Below are 15,423 nucleotides of genomic sequence, written 5' to 3'. Positions count from 1 at the left end.
GCGGTAAATGTCTCAGATTGTTATCAGTGCAGATACCGCGACCATCGTTCTTAATGGGCGAATCATCACGGATATCGCAGCGGGGGACTACGTCACGCTGACGCCATCCAATCCGCTTACAAGCCGCGCCAATAGTGCGAATAACGGCGTCACAATCTCCGGGCGTGTTGATGCCGGGGTACATGTGATGGTGATACGCGTCCAGAAGTTTTCTAACGATGATATCTGGCTCAACCAGCAGCGTAACGCTGCGATCCCCGTTGTCTTTAATGGCTCAGTTAAAGAGTCGTTCGTGCGCGACGGCGCGGCACTGAAGGAAACCTACGATCTACAGGCCGGTTCTATCACCACACAACCGACGCAAACCAAAAACAACCAGGACGTTAACGCACTGATGGAATACACCATTGAGTACCGCAATGTCGTGCGTAACGTATAAGGCGAGATATGTCTAAAGAACAGCAGAAAAAAGCACTCGAGATGATCAAGGCGGTCTACGATGACGGTTTTGCTGAGATTAACGGCAACCGCTACGACTTTGCAGCGATGACACACAAAAAACGCCGCAAGGTTTTTGCTTTCTTCACAGGCATTGCCTCTGAGTTATCGCGGCAGTCCCTGGAGTTTCTGGACTCAGAGCGATTCGAGGAAATTGAACGCCTGATGTTCGATTACGTTCTGTTTGACGGTGTGCAACTGTCCAAGCAGCCGGAACACTTCGAATCCTACCCTGGTGATTACGTCATGCTAATCACAACAGCGCTTCAGGTTATCAGCCTGCCTTTTATGGGCGGGAGCAATATGAACTCACGTTCAGAAGCTCCAGACGTTCAGAAATTTACGTTAAATCCTCGAACATAAGCGACGACATGAGCATGTATCTGGCGCTGTCAAAGGCCGGATACGGCCCCTATCACGAACTTGTTAAATTAGACACACCAGAGCTGTTTGACATGCTTGAGTTCGAGAATATCAGCGCAGACATTCAACACTACGAGATGGAGAAGGCGCGGAATGGCGATAGTTAACGAGCTTATTACCAAATTCGGCTTTATCGGTGATCTGGCGCCGCAGGAAACCTTCAATGCGAATCTGAAAGCGTCTATTGGTCTGCTTGCCGGTCTTGGGGCTGCTATCGCCGGTTCGGCTGCAGGAGTTGCTGGCTGGGTGACGTCTGTCAGTCAGTCTATTGATCCGCTGGTCCAGTTCTCCCGGGAAACGGGCGTGGCGATCGAGACCGTTCAGACACTGGGTTACGCGGCGTCCGTAAATGGTTCAAGTGTTGATGCGTTGCAGGCTTCGCTCGGTGAGATGACAAAAAGAGTGGGGGAGTTCGTTTCCACCGGAGAGGGGGAAGCAAAAGACGTTGCTGAAAGGCTGGGCCTTCAGTTCAAGGATATGAACGGGCAGGTAAAAAACTCCGATGTGATTTTTCGTGAACTGGCCGACAAACTGCACGGCATGAGCCAGGCAGAGAAGTTTTCTGTTCTGGATAAGATGGGTATAGACCGTTCCATGGTGCAGTTGCTATCCATGACGGGCGAAGAAATATCATCGTTGCAGAACAAGGCTGAGGCGCTTGGTGTTGTGACGCAAGACCAGGCCGATCAGTTTGCGGCCTACAACGATTCTCTGACTACGCTGGGGAAAGGTTTTGATGGTATCAAATTTCAGGTTGCCGTCGGATTTGTGCCAGTGCTGAAAGACCTGGTGGATGGGTTTACGGACTTTCTCATTGCTAATAAAGACATCATCAAAAACGGGCTGGCCCATCTTGGTGAAATTATTTTCTCCGTCATGGGTATGATCCGCCGATTCCTGCCGATTATTGGTCTTATTACTACCGGATTTGTAGCCTGGAAAATTGCAGCTATAGGACTTAGAACGGTGCTGGCAACCATATTCTCTCCTGTCGTACTGATCACTGCCGCCATTATCGCTGTCGTTCTTGTTATCGATGATTTGCTGACGGCTATGGAAGGTGGCCAAAGCGTTATTGCTGATTTCTTCAAAGATAACTGGGGAATAGATATTGTTCCCGCACTGAAAGAGGCGAAAGCGTCGCTCATGGCCTTCATAAACTACGCCATTGGCGTGTTTAAACCGCTTGCGGATGCGATTGCCTCCATGTTCAGGATGGTGTGGCATCTCATCACAGGTGCGTTTACGGGTGATTTTCAGGATGCGATGAAGGATGCGCAGAATGTCTTTGATTCTCTTATAGCGTTTATCACTGGTGCATTTGGTGTCGTTGGTGATGCGATTAAATACGTGTTTGGCGATGCCGGCGCGTTTGTCGTTGATGTATTCACTACTGCCATCGAAAACACGAAGCTGATGTTCTCAGCACTATGGAAGTTAGTCACGGGCGATTTTGAAGGTGCATGGGGGGATGTGGTTAAAATCTTCGATAACGGCGTTGAACTGATGAAAAAACCGTTCACGGCCTTTATTGACTGGGCGAAAAACATCTTTGCTGGGCTGGGGGAATACATCAGCAATATTATCAGCAACGCTGCTTCAAATGCCTGGAATGCGACAAAGTCATTCTTCGGGTTCGGTGAGGATGAACAGCAGCAGGGAGTAACCGGTGGCGGTAACGGCGGCATGAGTCCAGATGGCATCCCCTATGGCATGAATGCTGCGGTGGGGATCGCTGGTGGTGGCGTGACAAGCAATTCAAGCGTCAGCCAGCAGAACACGATTCACATCAACACATCCGATCCGGTTGTCGCCGGGAATACTGCGGCAGATAGCCTGCAACAAAACATGAAGGATGCCAACCGGTTGAGTGGCAGAGGAGGTCGTTAATGGGGATTATAGACGGCCTCATGCAGGCGCAATCTTCTGGCAAAGATACTGTTAAAAAGGTAGGGATCGGCGGGTTCTCAATGTTTGCCCGAGTGAGCGACGCTACTGAATACCCATCTCAGGTTCCGGTAGACATGCTGGAGGACGGTAGTAACGCGTCTGACGATATTATCAACGGCCCTCTGACGATAAAAATCAGCGGTGTTGTTGCCGATATCTATGTCGATGCGAAACCAAACTCTTCTTTTAGCCTGATGCCAGATTATTCGAAGTATGGCGAGGTGCTGGAGTACATCCCCACAAAGACGCAGCAGCAGTTGCAAAAAATGAATGAGATTGCCGACCGCGCAGAGCAGGCCATCTTAAAGGCAAAACGCCTGGCTGATAAAGGTGCCGACCTGTTTGGGCTGGTGGGCAACCCGTCAACTGGTGGCGCAAAAGGTATACGTGAGCAATTTCTCGACTTCCTTGAGGGGGTCTACTACGGCAAGCAGCTTATTTCCGTGGAGGTAGATTATCGCACTCATGAAAATATGGCATTAAGCGGCCTGCTCATCAGCACTGACAATCAGACGATGGAAACTAAGTTTGAGGCCAGTTTTACAAAAATTACCTTCACGCAACTGACTACTGCACCGATAGAGCAGCACTTCAAATCCCCCTCGGTAGCTGCTAAATCAAAAACAGCAGGCGTTGCTAATAAGGGCGCGCAGACGCCCGCTGGTAATTCTAAAAAAAGTAACGGGGCTAGCCAGTCAAAATCAGTCATGACCTCGTTAAAAGGTGCGGCGAAATCTTTATTCTAATGAGAGCAACGTATGGACCCGATAACCAACATCACTGACGAACCTATCCAGCGGCATGTTCTGATTTTTGACCGTGGTGAGGCTGTGGTCACTATTCGTTATCTGCCTACGGTTGAAATGTGGAAAATGCGCGTGGAGTACAACGGTGATTACATCGATGGCGTGAAGCTGTCCCTCGGGACGCTACATTTTCGGCACAAGAACTGGCCTTTCGACGTTGTGTTACTTTGCGCTGACAATTCCGGCATTGACCCGTATCGGGCTGATGACTTCGCCAGTGGGCGCATCGAAATGTATTTGGTCACGCCGGAAGAGATGATTGATATTCGCGGGGGAGACGTGCCGTGATGGATACTTTTTACCGTGACTATCGGCTGACGGTAGGGCTCGGCAATCAAGCAGTGATTATCGAGCCACCGATCACCATGTCATTCAAGGCGCTGGAAACCGTGGACAAGAAGTCACTCGGCAAGTTGAGTGTGTCCATCAACGGTTTAAAGCCCTCCACGCGCCTGCAATTGCTCAAGTCCGAAGATGAAGAGAAGTATATCCCCGTTCGCCTCGAGGTGGGTTACGACGGCAAGCTGCGCCAGGTATTTCAGGGTTCGGTTAAAAGCGGGGCGGTAAAACGTGAAGGTGCGATCCACATCGTCAGCCTTGAATGCGAAGACGGCGGTCACGACTATATCAATTCCTTCACATCGCGCACGGTGCGCGGTAAGGATCAGGTCGTCGATTCCGTTTTGCAGGACATGCCAAACACGAAAAAAGGCTCTGTGACGAAGCAACAGGCGCTTATCAGGCCGAAGGTTCTGGTAGGTAGCTCCAGTAAAATTCTTACCGATACCCTTGCGCCTGACGAGTCATTTTTCATCAAAGATGAGCGCGTCCACATCCTAAAGGCTAATGAGGTTACATCGGGTAACATTCCAGTCGTGAATGCGCGTAGCGGTCTGCTAAATACGCCTCAGGCAACGAAGATTAGCGCACAAGATGCCGGCGGTCAGAAGGGGCAAAAGCCCACTAACGACCCGGAAACCGATCCAGGGGGCGGTAGCAAAGATAAGGTTGACTCAAGCACGCTACCCCCTCAATCAAAAGGGCAAATAGTATTCGACACGAAACTGAATCCTACGCTGGTGATCGGTGGGCTTTGCGCTGTTGAAAGTGTAACGAACCCCGCGCTAAACGGGGTTTATAAGATATACCAGATTGAAACCAGTGGGCAGAACAACGGGGCCGCATGGTATCAGAAGATCGTGTGCCAGCCTGCGGGGAATTATCGCGTTGTTAGATAAAGGAATTCATTACCCAAACAATTGGAATTATTTATTTAGGCAGTGCTAACATCATAGTCCCTTTGCAAAGGAGTGGTGATATGAGAAAGGTAGTGATGTTGGGGGCGGTAGTGGTCTCGGCGCTGGCACTGAATGGCTGCAAAATTGACATGGGGGCATCGATACCCCTGTCAGGATTGTTGGGCAGCGAACTAAAAACAGGTTCTGCAGATTTATATGTTGAAGTCCCCGCTTGCAATAGTTACGAGGATTCCCGCCAACCATCGAAAGGATTAGTTGATGCTAAGAATGAAATAGCAAAAATAATTCCTGAAAGTGAGTTTAAAGAATGTTTTCAGAAGAAATTTAATAGTTTTGCATCATTTTCAGTCCCTATTGCATATGGCCCAGCCAACAAGGTGGCAGACTCGACAAGTCAAATTAGGGTATTGCGTGACACTGAGAAAAATTTTGCTTATGTCGCATTCGGTCAAAAGCTAAAGCAAAGTCTTGATCAGGCGAGAAAGAAACCAAGCATTGCGGGAGGTTTCTCTCCTTCAGATGTATCTTTATCTCTTAATTTGACGAATGACACCGATAAAACAATTACAGCGAATTTTGTTGGGGTATATATAGGGAAAGACCCTGTGATTGTGGAAAACGATATAGAAATTGGCGCGGGGAAAGTGGTTCCTTTGACACTATCTAATGTCACAACATCAATGCTTTTTTCCGACATTAAAAATCGATCTGCATGGTTTATGGATGGCATGAAGCAATAATAGACGAAGCCCACTCAGGTTGGCTTTTTATCATTCATGGATATCTACTTGGCGTCATAGATAACTAGTTTCTCAAACCCGCATAATCGCGGGTTTTTTTATGGGCGAAATTTATGGTTGAAGAACTTCACGACACTATCAGCCTGGGTGTTGAATTCGCTCTGGCCGATGTTCACACCATTGTTGTCGCAAAAATAACGTCTGTAAATGACAAAACAATCAGTTGCGTCCCCGTTATCAATCGGGTTGTGAAAGGAAGCAGCAAGCAACTCCCAGAGTTCATTGAAGTCCCCCCGGTAATTTTGCAAGGCGGTGATAGTTATATCGCTGAACCAATTGCGGCTGGTGACTATTGCCTCGTCCTTATCTCTGAGCGTTGTTATGACGCCTGGTATGCGGGTAGCGACTTTGTTTCACCACTTGAAATGCGTATGCACGATTATTCAGATGGCTTCGCTCTGTGTGGGGTTAACCCACAGGCTACCGCGATCACTATCCCTAAGAAGAACAGGATGATGAAAGGGGATACTGACCATGAGGGTGATTTAAACCTCACAGGGAATATTACCCAGAAAGAGGGTAAGACGACTCTGGAAGAATGCGATGTTCTAAATGTACTCCAATATTCACAGGTAAAGACAGGCGGTAAGTCTGGGGTGTCTGGTTCATTTCGAAGCGATGACGGGAAAACAATCACAGTTACCAACGGTATTGTCACGGAGATCTCATGATTGTTTCAGCACTTGATAAGAATGACGACTGGGGATTTGGGCGCGGGAAGGCAAACTATATAACCGGCGGCGCTGCTATCGCGCAGAAAGCCAAATGCCGGATCCGCTCGTTCAAAAACGATAATCCTCTCAACATGGATGACAACATCGACTGGCTTTACCTGTTATCAGAGAAAAACACCGAGCAGGAGATTTTGCGGGAGATAGAGCGCGTGACGCTGGCGACGGATGGGGTTATGCGCATTACCGCTCTGGCGATGGAGGTCAATAAGGCCACCCGGTCACAAAAAATCGAACTCAGCATTGAGACCGTCTATGACCAGCAGACGATCACCTTCCCGGTCAACGGAGCGTTGAAGAATGGCACTACAGTTTAGCGACAACGGCCTTGAGACAAACACTCTCCGGGAGTTATTTCAGGAACTGAGCGACGGATATAAGGGAATTTATGGTCAGGATATCGATTTAGACCAGGAATCTCCCGACGGTCAACGCGTGGCAATCGAAGCTCAGGCTCGGGCAGATATTGAAGCTGCGCTGCAATGGCTTTATTCCCAAATGGACCCCGATTTTAATACTGGTGATATGCAGCAGATTATCGCCAAACTTCACGGGCTTTTCCTTCGCCCTGGCTCCCGGTCTCAGCGTGACCTTAAAGTCACAACAGACAGGCCGGTGCTTCTCTATAGCGGGTACAAGATACGGGATCAGGCAAATCAGGTCTGGGCTATCCGACAGGACGTGACCGTTCCGGCGGGCGTCACAACAGCCACCTTTTTTGCTCAAAACTTTGGGAAAGTTACTGGGCTTGTGAACGACACCTTCATTCAACTCACACCAGAACCAGGGATTGTGAGCATTATCTCTGATTCCGCGGTTGTGGTCGGTAGGGATGAGGAAACGCCTGAAGAATTCAGGCAACGCCGGAACCGGTCGCTTGAGAACCCGGCAACAGGTAGCACTGGTGCGGTTTTCGCCAAAGTTGCTCAACTGACAGGTGTAATTGATCTGAATATCGGCGAGAACGACACAAAAATTGATAATCCAACGACGGGGATCCCGGCCAATTCAATATGGCTGGTCGTTGAGGGGGGAGCAATTTCAGAAATTGTAGAGGTGATGGTTAAACAGAAAGGCGGTGGAACGGGAACGAAAGGCAGCATAACCGGGCGCTACACCGAAACCCTGATTCGGCCTGACGGCACCTCATTTCTTATAGCCCATGAACTTCAGTTTGATCGACCCATCTATAAGCCGCTTCATATCAGGCTTAATGCCCGTCGGAAGATCCAAAGCGAACCGATAGATATCGATGCTCTCAAAAAATCTCTAGCATCACGCACCATGCATATTGGTGAGTCTGTGGATGCCAATGAATTTTATGAGAATGGGTATGGGGTAGGACGGGTAAATTTTGTACTGACCAATCTGCAAATTAGTAGTAATGGGGCAGATTACACCGATGCTGAGTTATCGCCAGGATTTCAGGGAAAGTTCACGTTGAGTGTGGAAAATATAGACGTTAACGAGGTGGTCCAGTGAATGACGACATCATTAACCGCTACACGCTAATGCTCATCAAGCAATATTGGGAAAAGAAAAATGCAAGGTCAGAGATACAGGCCATGCTCAGGCACTGGCAAATCATCGCCGATTTTATTCGTAACCCAGATAACTTTGATCTCGACCGGGTTACCGGATACCGGCTTGATGTTATTGGCCGGATAGTCGGCCTTCCCCGCAGTGTGCCGGCTGTTATTGCCCGTGTATTTTTCGGGTTTGACGGACATCTGAATACCGCAGGCTTCGACAGTAAATCTAATGCCGCGTATGTCGGAGCACCTTTCTACAGCAAGTTTTCCCCGGCATATGGTGATTACCAACTGGCTGACAATGAGTATCGCAGGTTCCTCCGGGTCAAAATTGCGCGAAACGCCGCTGGTGCAACGATAGCGTCAGACGATCGAGTCAGCCTGCAGGATGTAATACAGACGGCATTCAACGGTGAAGCTTACGTGACCGACAGAAAAGACATGACGCTTGCGCTGAACGTTTCGCCGCAGGTATCAGTTGAAGAGTTACGCCTGATTGTGAAGCTTGGCCTGCTGCCGAAACCTGCGGGCGTTCGATACGATTATTTTTATCAGGTGACTCCTGGTCTGACATTCGGTTTCTCGCGAAACCCTTCGGCCAGAGGATTCGCCAGCAAGTTTAATACCGCCTACCAGGGCGGTTTTTTATCGAGGAAAATCCATGTCTAAGATTGCACGATATCAGGGAAATGTTCGGGCTTTTGCCTCTGATGCACAGGGAATGGAAAGAACTGTGTTTGGGGGAACAAATCAGGCAGACGACCTGACCTCGCAAATTACGGCATCATTCCTTCGCGGATGGGGCATTGTTGGCGCTTCCGAACACCCCTCGCTTGAGGACTTCAATGCGGCAATGTATGCAATGAGTCAGTTCATTGCGTATCAGCACCAAATGGGGGTTCCAGAGTGGCATGCAGAACAGGAATATCATCTCGGTTCGAACTGCACACATAACGGTGAATCTTATCAGTCCTTACAAAATGCAAATGTTGGTAGCCAGCCACCATCAGCAAAATGGACTCCTGTATTAACGTCAAAAAACGGTCTCGCAAACCTTGGTTTGGGAAGTCTGGCAAAACAGAACGCGAATAATGTCAATATTACCGGAGGAAGCATTACCGCCTCTTCTGGTCTGTATGACGGCCCCAGCCGTGTTTACAGTGCGGGGAATCCCGGTGCGACGTTTTCATCAGACGGTTTTGGGATGTGGTTTAATGTATTACCAGCAATGCTACAAATTCGTGTCGGGGACTGGTCTATAGGGGCGGCGGCTGGCGCAAGCGTAACAGTGACATTTGTCCAGGCATTTTCAAGAAAATGCCTGATGGTAATCCCTGTTCCTGAAATTTCAGCTAATGACCAGATTGGTGTACTGGGGCTTAGTCCTGCTCAGGCAACGATAAATAAGGGTAATGCTGATGTTTCTCCGCGTCAGGGTAAATATATTGCATTCGGATACTAATCATGGCTGAGAAATATTTTTATAGTGCAAACAATAAAGGCTTTTATTTGGAATCAGGCCGGGATTTATTTGAGGGTTCACCACTGGGCTGGCCTGAAGATGCAGTTGAAATAACAGCTTCTGAGTATAGTGATTTATTTATTGGTCAGGCTAACGGGAAAATTATTGTTCCCGATGAAAATGGCTACCCGGTACTGACAAATCCACCATCGCTGCCGCCTCCGTCGCAGGAGCAACGGGTTGCCATCGCAGAACAACAACGACAGGCTTTAAGATCTGAAGCAGATGCGGAAATAGCCTGGCGACAGGACGCGGTTGAAGCAGGCATCGCAACTGCTGATGAAGCCAGTGAACTTACAGACTGGAAAAAATATCGGGTGCTCCTGATGCGAATCGATACAACAAAAGCCCCCAATATTGACTGGCCTCCTAAGCCAGGCGCTCAGGCCAACTGACATCTGGCGCGGTGGAGGTATCTGCGGCCTCCACCTCATTGATGTAATCAAGTGCTTGGTTCAGCCTGAGGGTTTCTTCACCCGTTAGTTTACGACCTGCGTGTAGTTTCAACTGAATCACGGCGATTGATTGCATGGCATCATCAATCAGGCGTGTCCTTTGCTGCTCAGCAATTTCAATCAGTTCATCATAATTTGGCTCAGGAAGGTCAACCCATGCTGGGCGACCATTAACAGCGCCCAACGTTTTTCCATTTGGTGGGTTTTGCTTCCAGAACTCTAAAGCCTCACTATCTGAGAGCAAAACCGCATCGTCAGGCCATTCTTTATCTGAATATGTACCGTCAGATTTCCAGCTTTCAGGAATAAAGCCCAGATTGCCGGGAATAAAATAAACCATCTCGTTTTCTCCTTAGTTCCCAACTGCAATCCACCACAAAGAAGCACTTTGTGCCGGTGTATTAGTGTCAGCAAACGTAGCAAATAGCTGGAGTTCTGTTGCTGTCAGGCTTGCAACCTGCGCAATCAGGCTTTTTCTGTTTGGTGAAAAATAGATAGCTTGCGCGTTTTGATATGCTCCAGGGAAAGTTGTTGGCAGATTAATTTTAATCAGACCTGCTGCATCAGCACCTCCACTTTTCCCCCACTGAACAATCAGCCCACCAGGAACATCAGGAATGCGGATAAAATCGTTTTGTCCAAACGAGCGCTTGCTGAACAGCCCCATAACGGCAGCTACGGTTGGCAGTAAATTTGTTGCCGTCCCAACCTGCATCTGCTGAATTGTTGCCACGCCCTGTTTAGCCGCATCTCCCAAACCAACGTTTGCGAAAATGAATATTTCAGGTACAGATGGCATGATCCCAGCTTTTAGCGAAGGGATTTATCATGCTTATTGGCTATGTACGCGTGTCAACAAATGACCAGAACACTGCACTACAACGAAATGCGCTCGAGTGTGCAGGATGTGAGCTGATTTTCGAAGACAAGATCAGCGGTAAGGTGTCCGACAGACCCGGATTAAAAAAGGTGCTCAGGACGCTATCAGAAGGGGATACGCTGGTGGTGTGGAAACTGGATCGCCTCGGCCGCAGCATGCGACATCTTGTTGTATTAGTGGAGGAACTGCGGGAGAAAGGGGTTAACTTCCGGAGCCTGACGGATAGCATCGATACGAGTACGCCTATGGGGAGATTCTTCTTTCATGTAATGGGCGCGCTGGCTGAAATGGAAAGAGAGCTTATTGTCGAACGCACCCGGGCCGGTTTAGCAGCCGCACGCGCAGAAGGACGTATTGGTGGAAGGCGCCCAAAATTTAGTAGTGAAGAATGGGCGCAAATGGGACGTTTGATAAAAAATGGAATGGATCGAAAGCAGGTTTCAATTATTTACGATGTTGGAGTATCTACACTGTACAAAAAATTCCCTGTGTCTATATGTGAGGTCGGAAACTAGTTGAACTTACCATGGGGGTTATCAATGCCTGCATCCATGTAGTGTATTGCTTTCTGTAACTCCTTTATCAATTCTTCTGCACGAGTACGTGAGATACACATAAACTGGTCTGGGAACTCCTTTACTGGCCAATGTGGGATGCAGGCCATGTTATCGATGAATGATGCGGACAGATAGATTTCATTTGTGAGCAAGGAATAGCCGATGTCAAAATTGGCTAATTCTTGTAGGCTGCTGACATTGGACTCTCTGTTTTTCATGATAGCCTCATCACTGTGTTTTTATACAGTCACTATCATCAATAGCAGATAATCAGTCAAGACATAGTGCATAATTTCGAAGAATATCGCTGTTTGCGTTGTGCCTAATGTATTGTTTTTGATGTGCTTTGTACATTGATGTTATTCTTTTTTATTGTGTTATAGGTTTGATTTTTAAGTATTATTTTTCGGTCTTGAAAACCGGCGACCCGAAAGGGTTCTAGAGTTCGAATCTCTACGCTTCCGCCAAATTAAACAAGGGGTTACCGAAAGGTAGCCCCTTGTTATTTTCGGCTATTGGAATATCTTGTTGGAATATTTTCCTCATCTGTCAGAACTTAGACGAAAAAAATCCCGCCGAAGCGGGAGATTTTTAGGCTTGGATTAGTCGTTTAAACAGCAACTGTTTGACGTCTTGGCGGTGTGATAAAATTGCATGTGCCGTAATCGTTGAACCATCTACCGAATACAAAACTCTATAACCACCTGCAGTGTTACACTCACGATACTTTGCAACCCCAATCTTGATCAACTCCGGGCAAACTTGGCAACCGAGGGGAAACTGGCTGACCTGTTTCTCAAACTGCTCAAGAATGTCGGTAATCACGGGCTTCACTTCCACGTCAACGTGATGCAGATAGTTGGCAATGTCATCAATGCAGGTTTTGACTGTATGCGTGTATTCGATTTTGACGCTTTCCATTACAGGATCCTTATATCAGTATTCTCTCATATAAGCCCATCCAGTAACTGCTCCTTCGAAAGTACCTTACCGTCAGATTTATCTTTCTCAGACAGTGTGAGAAGCTTCAGAAGAGCAATAGCATTTTCCCGCTCCTGCACTTGTTCATAAGACTCGATAACGTACGCGGGAGTGCCATTTTGTGTTACTAGGATCGGCTCAGATAAATTGAGAGAAGCTGCATTTTTCTTAACGAAGCTAATAGTCTCAATTCGCATCGCACTTTCCTTTATCAGTTATGGGAGTCTTAATTTAGTCTAAATTTGATCTAAATACAACGGTGTTGTTTTTCAATGAATGGAGCGTCCAACGTCGGCGTCACCTTCGCTTTGCGGTCGTAAACCAGCACATGATTTCCGTTTTATGACCAGAAAATAGTTGCTTGTCTCGGCTGGAACCTGCGTAGTCCGAAATCTCCTTTGCTCTAATGTCGTGGAAATTGCGATCGAACGGAACGCTGGCTTTCTGCTCTGCAGTTCGTTTCGCATCGTCCAACAGTTATTTAACTTTTTCGGGATCACACGACTGCCTTTGTTTGTCGTCACAACAAACTCACCGCCGGTACCGAATGTATTCCGCGCCAACAGCACTTTTAAACGAAGAGACTAATAGATTAGTATCCGTAAATAACTCATCGTGATAAAAATCACTGTTATTAAGATCATCTATTGCAGTGAATGTTTACTTCTAATGAATAATTTCAGTTAATTTTTATAAATTCCTAAAGTTGTTAAAATCACGGATTCGCTCTGGCACTGTTCGCGCGTAGTGATACGGTGCGATTTTTCCAGGCATGGAGTTGTAAAATGAAACGAGTGGCGATGTGTATTTTGGGAGTGTTATTTTTATCGGGGTGCAGTCAGCGCGTTGCTGATCTAACGGTGGCAAGCACTAAAAATTACAATATGAACGGAGGACAATTTGTCACCGGTAATCGTGTTACCGGGGAGGATAGTTCCGCGATAGTTATTTTCCCTCTCGGTATGCCAAATGTTAAGGAAGCAGCGGACAAGGCTATTGAGAAAGATCGTTGCGCTGTGGGATTAACTAATGTTGTTGTCGAACACTATATGTACGCATTTTTATTTGGTGTTCAGGGGTTTACGGTTGAAGGCAACCTGATACTGGATAAAACCCTGCCAGGGTGTTTTAACGCTAAATAGATAATAATTTTAAATAACTAAAACCTCGCTCCGGCGGGGTTTTTTATTGCCCGGAGGAAATCATGTCAGAAGACCTGGGAGGCATTTATTACACAGTAAATGCCCAGACAGCCCCTTTATTGATCGCACAAAAAGAGGTTGATAGCGCGAACAAAAAAATGCAGTCGGGTTTTGACAAAACTGATAATTCCGTAAAAAAAGTCAGTGCCTCATTTGGCAAATTAAGCGCCGTTGCATCAGCGGTAGCGACCGCATTATCAGCAAACGTTGTTGTTGAATACGAAAACGCATGGACTGAATTAAGCAACAAACTGGTTAATGCCGTCAAAGCAAATGAAACGCTGGATGAAGTAACCAACCGTGTTTTTAAGGCCTCACAGGATATGGGGCGAAAAGCCATGCAGTCTCAGAAAAACGATCATTTTGTGCAGAGTATCCGAACTGAAGTCGACAGGTACATTCAGGAGCGCCAACCAGAGGCGCCGCAACCCATGCAGGCAATTATTGCCGTTCTTGAAGAATCTCTGCCCGGCGATGATTTAAAATTTGTGGCTGAAAATATTACTGTGCAGCCGGATTTATTACGCAGTCAGGATGGAAAAGATTTACTGGGAATGCTGGTGAGGGGATTAAGAAAAAGGGGGGGGCAGTGGCACTAATACATCCCCGGCCGCCAATGCCGGGAACACCACCTGATGATGGTGATTATGATGAACCGGAATTGATAGCCATGGAAGGCAGATTTCTTTGAAAGTGTTGGTATACTATCTTCAAGGTTGTGCCTAACATGTTGTTTTTTCTGGGTGCAAAGTTCGTACAATTTACCAAGAAAAATATCATGTCATTGATTTTATTGAAATTGTCATCGGTCTTGAAAACCGGCGACCCGAAAGGGTTCTAGAGTTCGAATCTCTACGCTTCCGCCAAACATAAACCCCAAGCTATTTAATAGCTTGGGGTTTTTTCGTTTTGTGCAGTTTATGTCATGCCATCTTTCACCAGCCCTAGTCGCGCAAGGGCAACTCAGCGCTGCTGCCCGGCGGAAAGCTGACGAACTGAATTATCTTCATATCTGGCAATGCCTACATGAGCGAACGTCTTTTCATTCGTCGTAATATCCATAGCAGCCCCAGCATAAAGGTCAGGTAGCCCATAACGTAATATCCCTGCTGTCTTCGTTCTGCGAGCGTTGGGTCGGCCGCCCATGCCAGAAAGGCGGTAACATCCCTGGCATATTGCTCCTCCGTTTCAGCTTGTAGCGACGCCGGGCGCCATTGAATCTCTCCGCTGGTTAGCGGTTTCGGCATGTTAATCAAGCCACCGGGAAAATAGCGATTAGCCTTCAGTTCGGGATCGGCAGGTTGATAGCCGGTTAGCAGCGCGTAGACGTAATCTGCTCCCTGGTCCGTGTAGGGCAGAAAAGCATCCAACAGAAATTGCGGGAATCCGCGATCGTATGAACGGGCACGCACGATATAGCTCAGGTCAACGGGAGAAGCGCCATTGTTAAGGTATCGTGCTTCCTGCTCGTTTAGATACGGCGAGATGAAGCTGTCATTTAGCGTCCCGTCTCGCTCGCCAATCTGGCCGTCATCCTGAATCTCAGGAAACTGATAGCCGCTGGCGATACTTCTTGCTTCTTCAGCCGTGAGTTCCGGACCGCCGGGCCTGGTCAACGACCGAAAGCTAAGGTGCTTTATGCCGTGACAAGCGCGACACTTCTCTTCATAAACCTGCAGGCCACGCCGAAGCTGCGCTTTATCATACTGGCCATTGATGCCGCTGAAGCTCCATTCCTGCCGTTCAGGCGTGGCTTCCTGCGCATAGGAGGAACCCAGTCCCAACAGAGAAAAGGACAGAATGCTGATTTTCAATAGTTGTTTCATC

General features: G+C 47.7%; 22 protein-coding genes and 2 pseudogenes. 17 read left to right on the top strand and 7 right to left on the bottom strand.

The genetic code is table 11. The features are described 5' to 3' along the window. The first annotated feature begins 7 nt into the window (after positions 1–7). From HVZ39_RS16005 to HVZ39_RS15940, 14 genes are all read left to right on the top strand, one after another. The gene (locus tag HVZ39_RS16005) at positions 8–439 is read left to right on the top strand and encodes a hypothetical protein (RefSeq protein ID WP_019076901.1); all 432 of its coding nucleotides are present in this window, start codon (positions 8–10) and stop codon (positions 437–439) included. Positions 440–447: 8 nt separating this feature from the next. Continuing rightward, positions 448–861, top strand: coding sequence for a hypothetical protein (locus HVZ39_RS16000; RefSeq protein ID WP_000032481.1), 414 nt, complete (start codon positions 448–450; stop codon positions 859–861). Positions 862–869: 8 nt separating this feature from the next. Next, positions 870–1,028 (top strand): hypothetical protein, encoded by a 159-nt coding sequence (locus HVZ39_RS15995; protein ID WP_019076900.1) that lies wholly within the window; start codon positions 870–872, stop codon positions 1,026–1,028. Beyond that, positions 1,015–2,811: a hypothetical protein gene (locus HVZ39_RS15990; RefSeq protein ID WP_181632675.1), complete on the top strand. Its 1,797-nt coding sequence runs from the start codon at positions 1,015–1,017 to the stop codon at positions 2,809–2,811. The genes HVZ39_RS15995 and HVZ39_RS15990 overlap by 14 nt, the downstream gene beginning before the upstream one ends. Further along, complete coding sequence (locus tag HVZ39_RS15985) at positions 2,811–3,617, top strand: phage baseplate protein (RefSeq protein ID WP_181632674.1); 807 nt, start codon at positions 2,811–2,813, stop codon at positions 3,615–3,617. Before HVZ39_RS15990 ends, HVZ39_RS15985 begins: the two co-directional genes overlap by 1 nt. 12 nt (positions 3,618–3,629) lie before the next feature. After that, positions 3,630–3,965: a hypothetical protein gene (locus HVZ39_RS15980; protein ID WP_000371268.1), complete on the top strand. Its 336-nt coding sequence runs from the start codon at positions 3,630–3,632 to the stop codon at positions 3,963–3,965. After that, complete coding sequence (locus HVZ39_RS15975; RefSeq protein WP_149692084.1) at positions 3,965–4,915, top strand: hypothetical protein; 951 nt, start codon at positions 3,965–3,967, stop codon at positions 4,913–4,915. Before HVZ39_RS15980 ends, HVZ39_RS15975 begins: the two co-directional genes overlap by 1 nt. Before the next feature lie 80 nt (positions 4,916–4,995). Further along, the gene (locus HVZ39_RS15970; RefSeq protein ID WP_149691979.1) at positions 4,996–5,676 is read left to right on the top strand and encodes a hypothetical protein; all 681 of its coding nucleotides are present in this window, start codon (positions 4,996–4,998) and stop codon (positions 5,674–5,676) included. A gap of 113 nt (positions 5,677–5,789) precedes the next feature. Next, positions 5,790–6,407, top strand: a complete 618-nt coding sequence (locus tag HVZ39_RS15965; RefSeq protein WP_019076894.1) for a Gp138 family membrane-puncturing spike protein — start codon at positions 5,790–5,792, stop codon at positions 6,405–6,407. After that, the gene (locus HVZ39_RS15960) at positions 6,404–6,784 is read left to right on the top strand and encodes a hypothetical protein (RefSeq protein ID WP_000637185.1); all 381 of its coding nucleotides are present in this window, start codon (positions 6,404–6,406) and stop codon (positions 6,782–6,784) included. The genes HVZ39_RS15965 and HVZ39_RS15960 overlap by 4 nt, the downstream gene beginning before the upstream one ends. Beyond that, positions 6,768–7,949, top strand: a complete 1,182-nt coding sequence (locus tag HVZ39_RS15955) for a baseplate J/gp47 family protein (protein WP_181632673.1) — start codon at positions 6,768–6,770, stop codon at positions 7,947–7,949. The genes HVZ39_RS15960 and HVZ39_RS15955 overlap by 17 nt, the downstream gene beginning before the upstream one ends. Beyond that, positions 7,946–8,668, top strand: coding sequence for a DUF2612 domain-containing protein (locus HVZ39_RS15950; protein WP_181632672.1), 723 nt, complete (start codon positions 7,946–7,948; stop codon positions 8,666–8,668). Before HVZ39_RS15955 ends, HVZ39_RS15950 begins: the two co-directional genes overlap by 4 nt. After that, entirely contained in the window at positions 8,661–9,461 is an 801-nt protein-coding gene (locus HVZ39_RS26675) for a hypothetical protein (RefSeq protein WP_249419234.1), read from the top strand. The genes HVZ39_RS15950 and HVZ39_RS26675 overlap by 8 nt, the downstream gene beginning before the upstream one ends. A 2-nt stretch (positions 9,462–9,463) precedes the next feature. Continuing rightward, on the top strand, positions 9,464–9,916 hold the full coding sequence (locus HVZ39_RS15940) for a tail fiber assembly protein (protein WP_181632671.1): 453 nt from the start codon (positions 9,464–9,466) through the stop codon (positions 9,914–9,916). On the opposite strand, the gene HVZ39_RS15935 is transcribed toward HVZ39_RS15940, so the two are convergent. Then, the gene (locus HVZ39_RS15935) at positions 9,891–10,316 is read right to left on the bottom strand and encodes a tail fiber assembly protein (RefSeq protein ID WP_181632670.1); all 426 of its coding nucleotides are present in this window, start codon (positions 10,314–10,316) and stop codon (positions 9,891–9,893) included. The two genes, HVZ39_RS15940 and HVZ39_RS15935, sit on opposite strands and share 26 nt — an antisense overlap. A 243-nt stretch (positions 10,317–10,559) precedes the next feature. Continuing rightward, positions 10,560–10,691, bottom strand: a pseudogene (locus HVZ39_RS26845) (phage tail protein); the annotation flags it as partial. A gap of 113 nt (positions 10,692–10,804) precedes the next feature. On the opposite strand from HVZ39_RS26845, the gene HVZ39_RS15925 reads away from it, so the two are divergent. Beyond that, positions 10,805–11,371: a recombinase family protein gene (locus HVZ39_RS15925; RefSeq protein ID WP_181632669.1), complete on the top strand. Its 567-nt coding sequence runs from the start codon at positions 10,805–10,807 to the stop codon at positions 11,369–11,371. On the opposite strand, the gene HVZ39_RS15920 is transcribed toward HVZ39_RS15925, so the two are convergent. From HVZ39_RS15920 to HVZ39_RS26665, 4 genes and pseudogenes are all read right to left on the bottom strand, one after another. Then, a complete protein-coding gene (locus HVZ39_RS15920; protein WP_181632668.1) occupies positions 11,368–11,631 on the bottom strand; it encodes a hypothetical protein in 264 nt (87 codons plus the stop codon). The genes HVZ39_RS15925 and HVZ39_RS15920 overlap by 4 nt on opposite strands. 373 nt (positions 11,632–12,004) lie before the next feature. After that, on the bottom strand, positions 12,005–12,334 hold the full coding sequence (locus tag HVZ39_RS15915; RefSeq protein WP_049040818.1) for a type II toxin-antitoxin system RelE/ParE family toxin: 330 nt from the start codon (positions 12,332–12,334) through the stop codon (positions 12,005–12,007). A 26-nt stretch (positions 12,335–12,360) separates the two neighbouring features. Further along, on the bottom strand, positions 12,361–12,591 hold the full coding sequence (locus tag HVZ39_RS15910) for a type II toxin-antitoxin system Phd/YefM family antitoxin (RefSeq protein ID WP_049040815.1): 231 nt from the start codon (positions 12,589–12,591) through the stop codon (positions 12,361–12,363). A 50-nt stretch (positions 12,592–12,641) separates the two neighbouring features. After that, positions 12,642–12,927 (bottom strand): annotated as a pseudogene (locus tag HVZ39_RS26665) (integrase); the annotation flags it as partial. A gap of 252 nt (positions 12,928–13,179) precedes the next feature. Between HVZ39_RS26665 and HVZ39_RS15905 the strand changes: the two are divergent. After that, the gene (locus HVZ39_RS15905; protein ID WP_101699898.1) at positions 13,180–13,536 is read left to right on the top strand and encodes a hypothetical protein; all 357 of its coding nucleotides are present in this window, start codon (positions 13,180–13,182) and stop codon (positions 13,534–13,536) included. Between the two features lie 62 nt (positions 13,537–13,598). Further along, positions 13,599–14,195 carry a hypothetical protein gene (locus HVZ39_RS15900; RefSeq protein WP_181632667.1) on the top strand — a complete coding sequence of 199 codons (597 nt, stop codon included), beginning with the start codon at positions 13,599–13,601 and terminating at the stop codon, positions 14,193–14,195. 423 nt (positions 14,196–14,618) lie between these two features. Here the strand turns inward: HVZ39_RS15900 and HVZ39_RS15895 are convergent, their stop codons facing one another. Continuing rightward, positions 14,619–15,422 (bottom strand): cytochrome c1, encoded by an 804-nt coding sequence (locus HVZ39_RS15895; protein WP_181633706.1) that lies wholly within the window; start codon positions 15,420–15,422, stop codon positions 14,619–14,621. Between the last annotated feature and the right edge of the window lies 1 nt (position 15,423).

The organism is Citrobacter sp. RHB35-C21 (genome assembly GCF_013816515.1).
Classification (GTDB): Bacteria; Pseudomonadota; Gammaproteobacteria; order Enterobacterales; family Enterobacteriaceae; genus Citrobacter; species Citrobacter braakii.
Note: the sequence above shows the minus strand (reverse complement) of the source record. Positions and strands in the feature narration are given on the sequence as shown.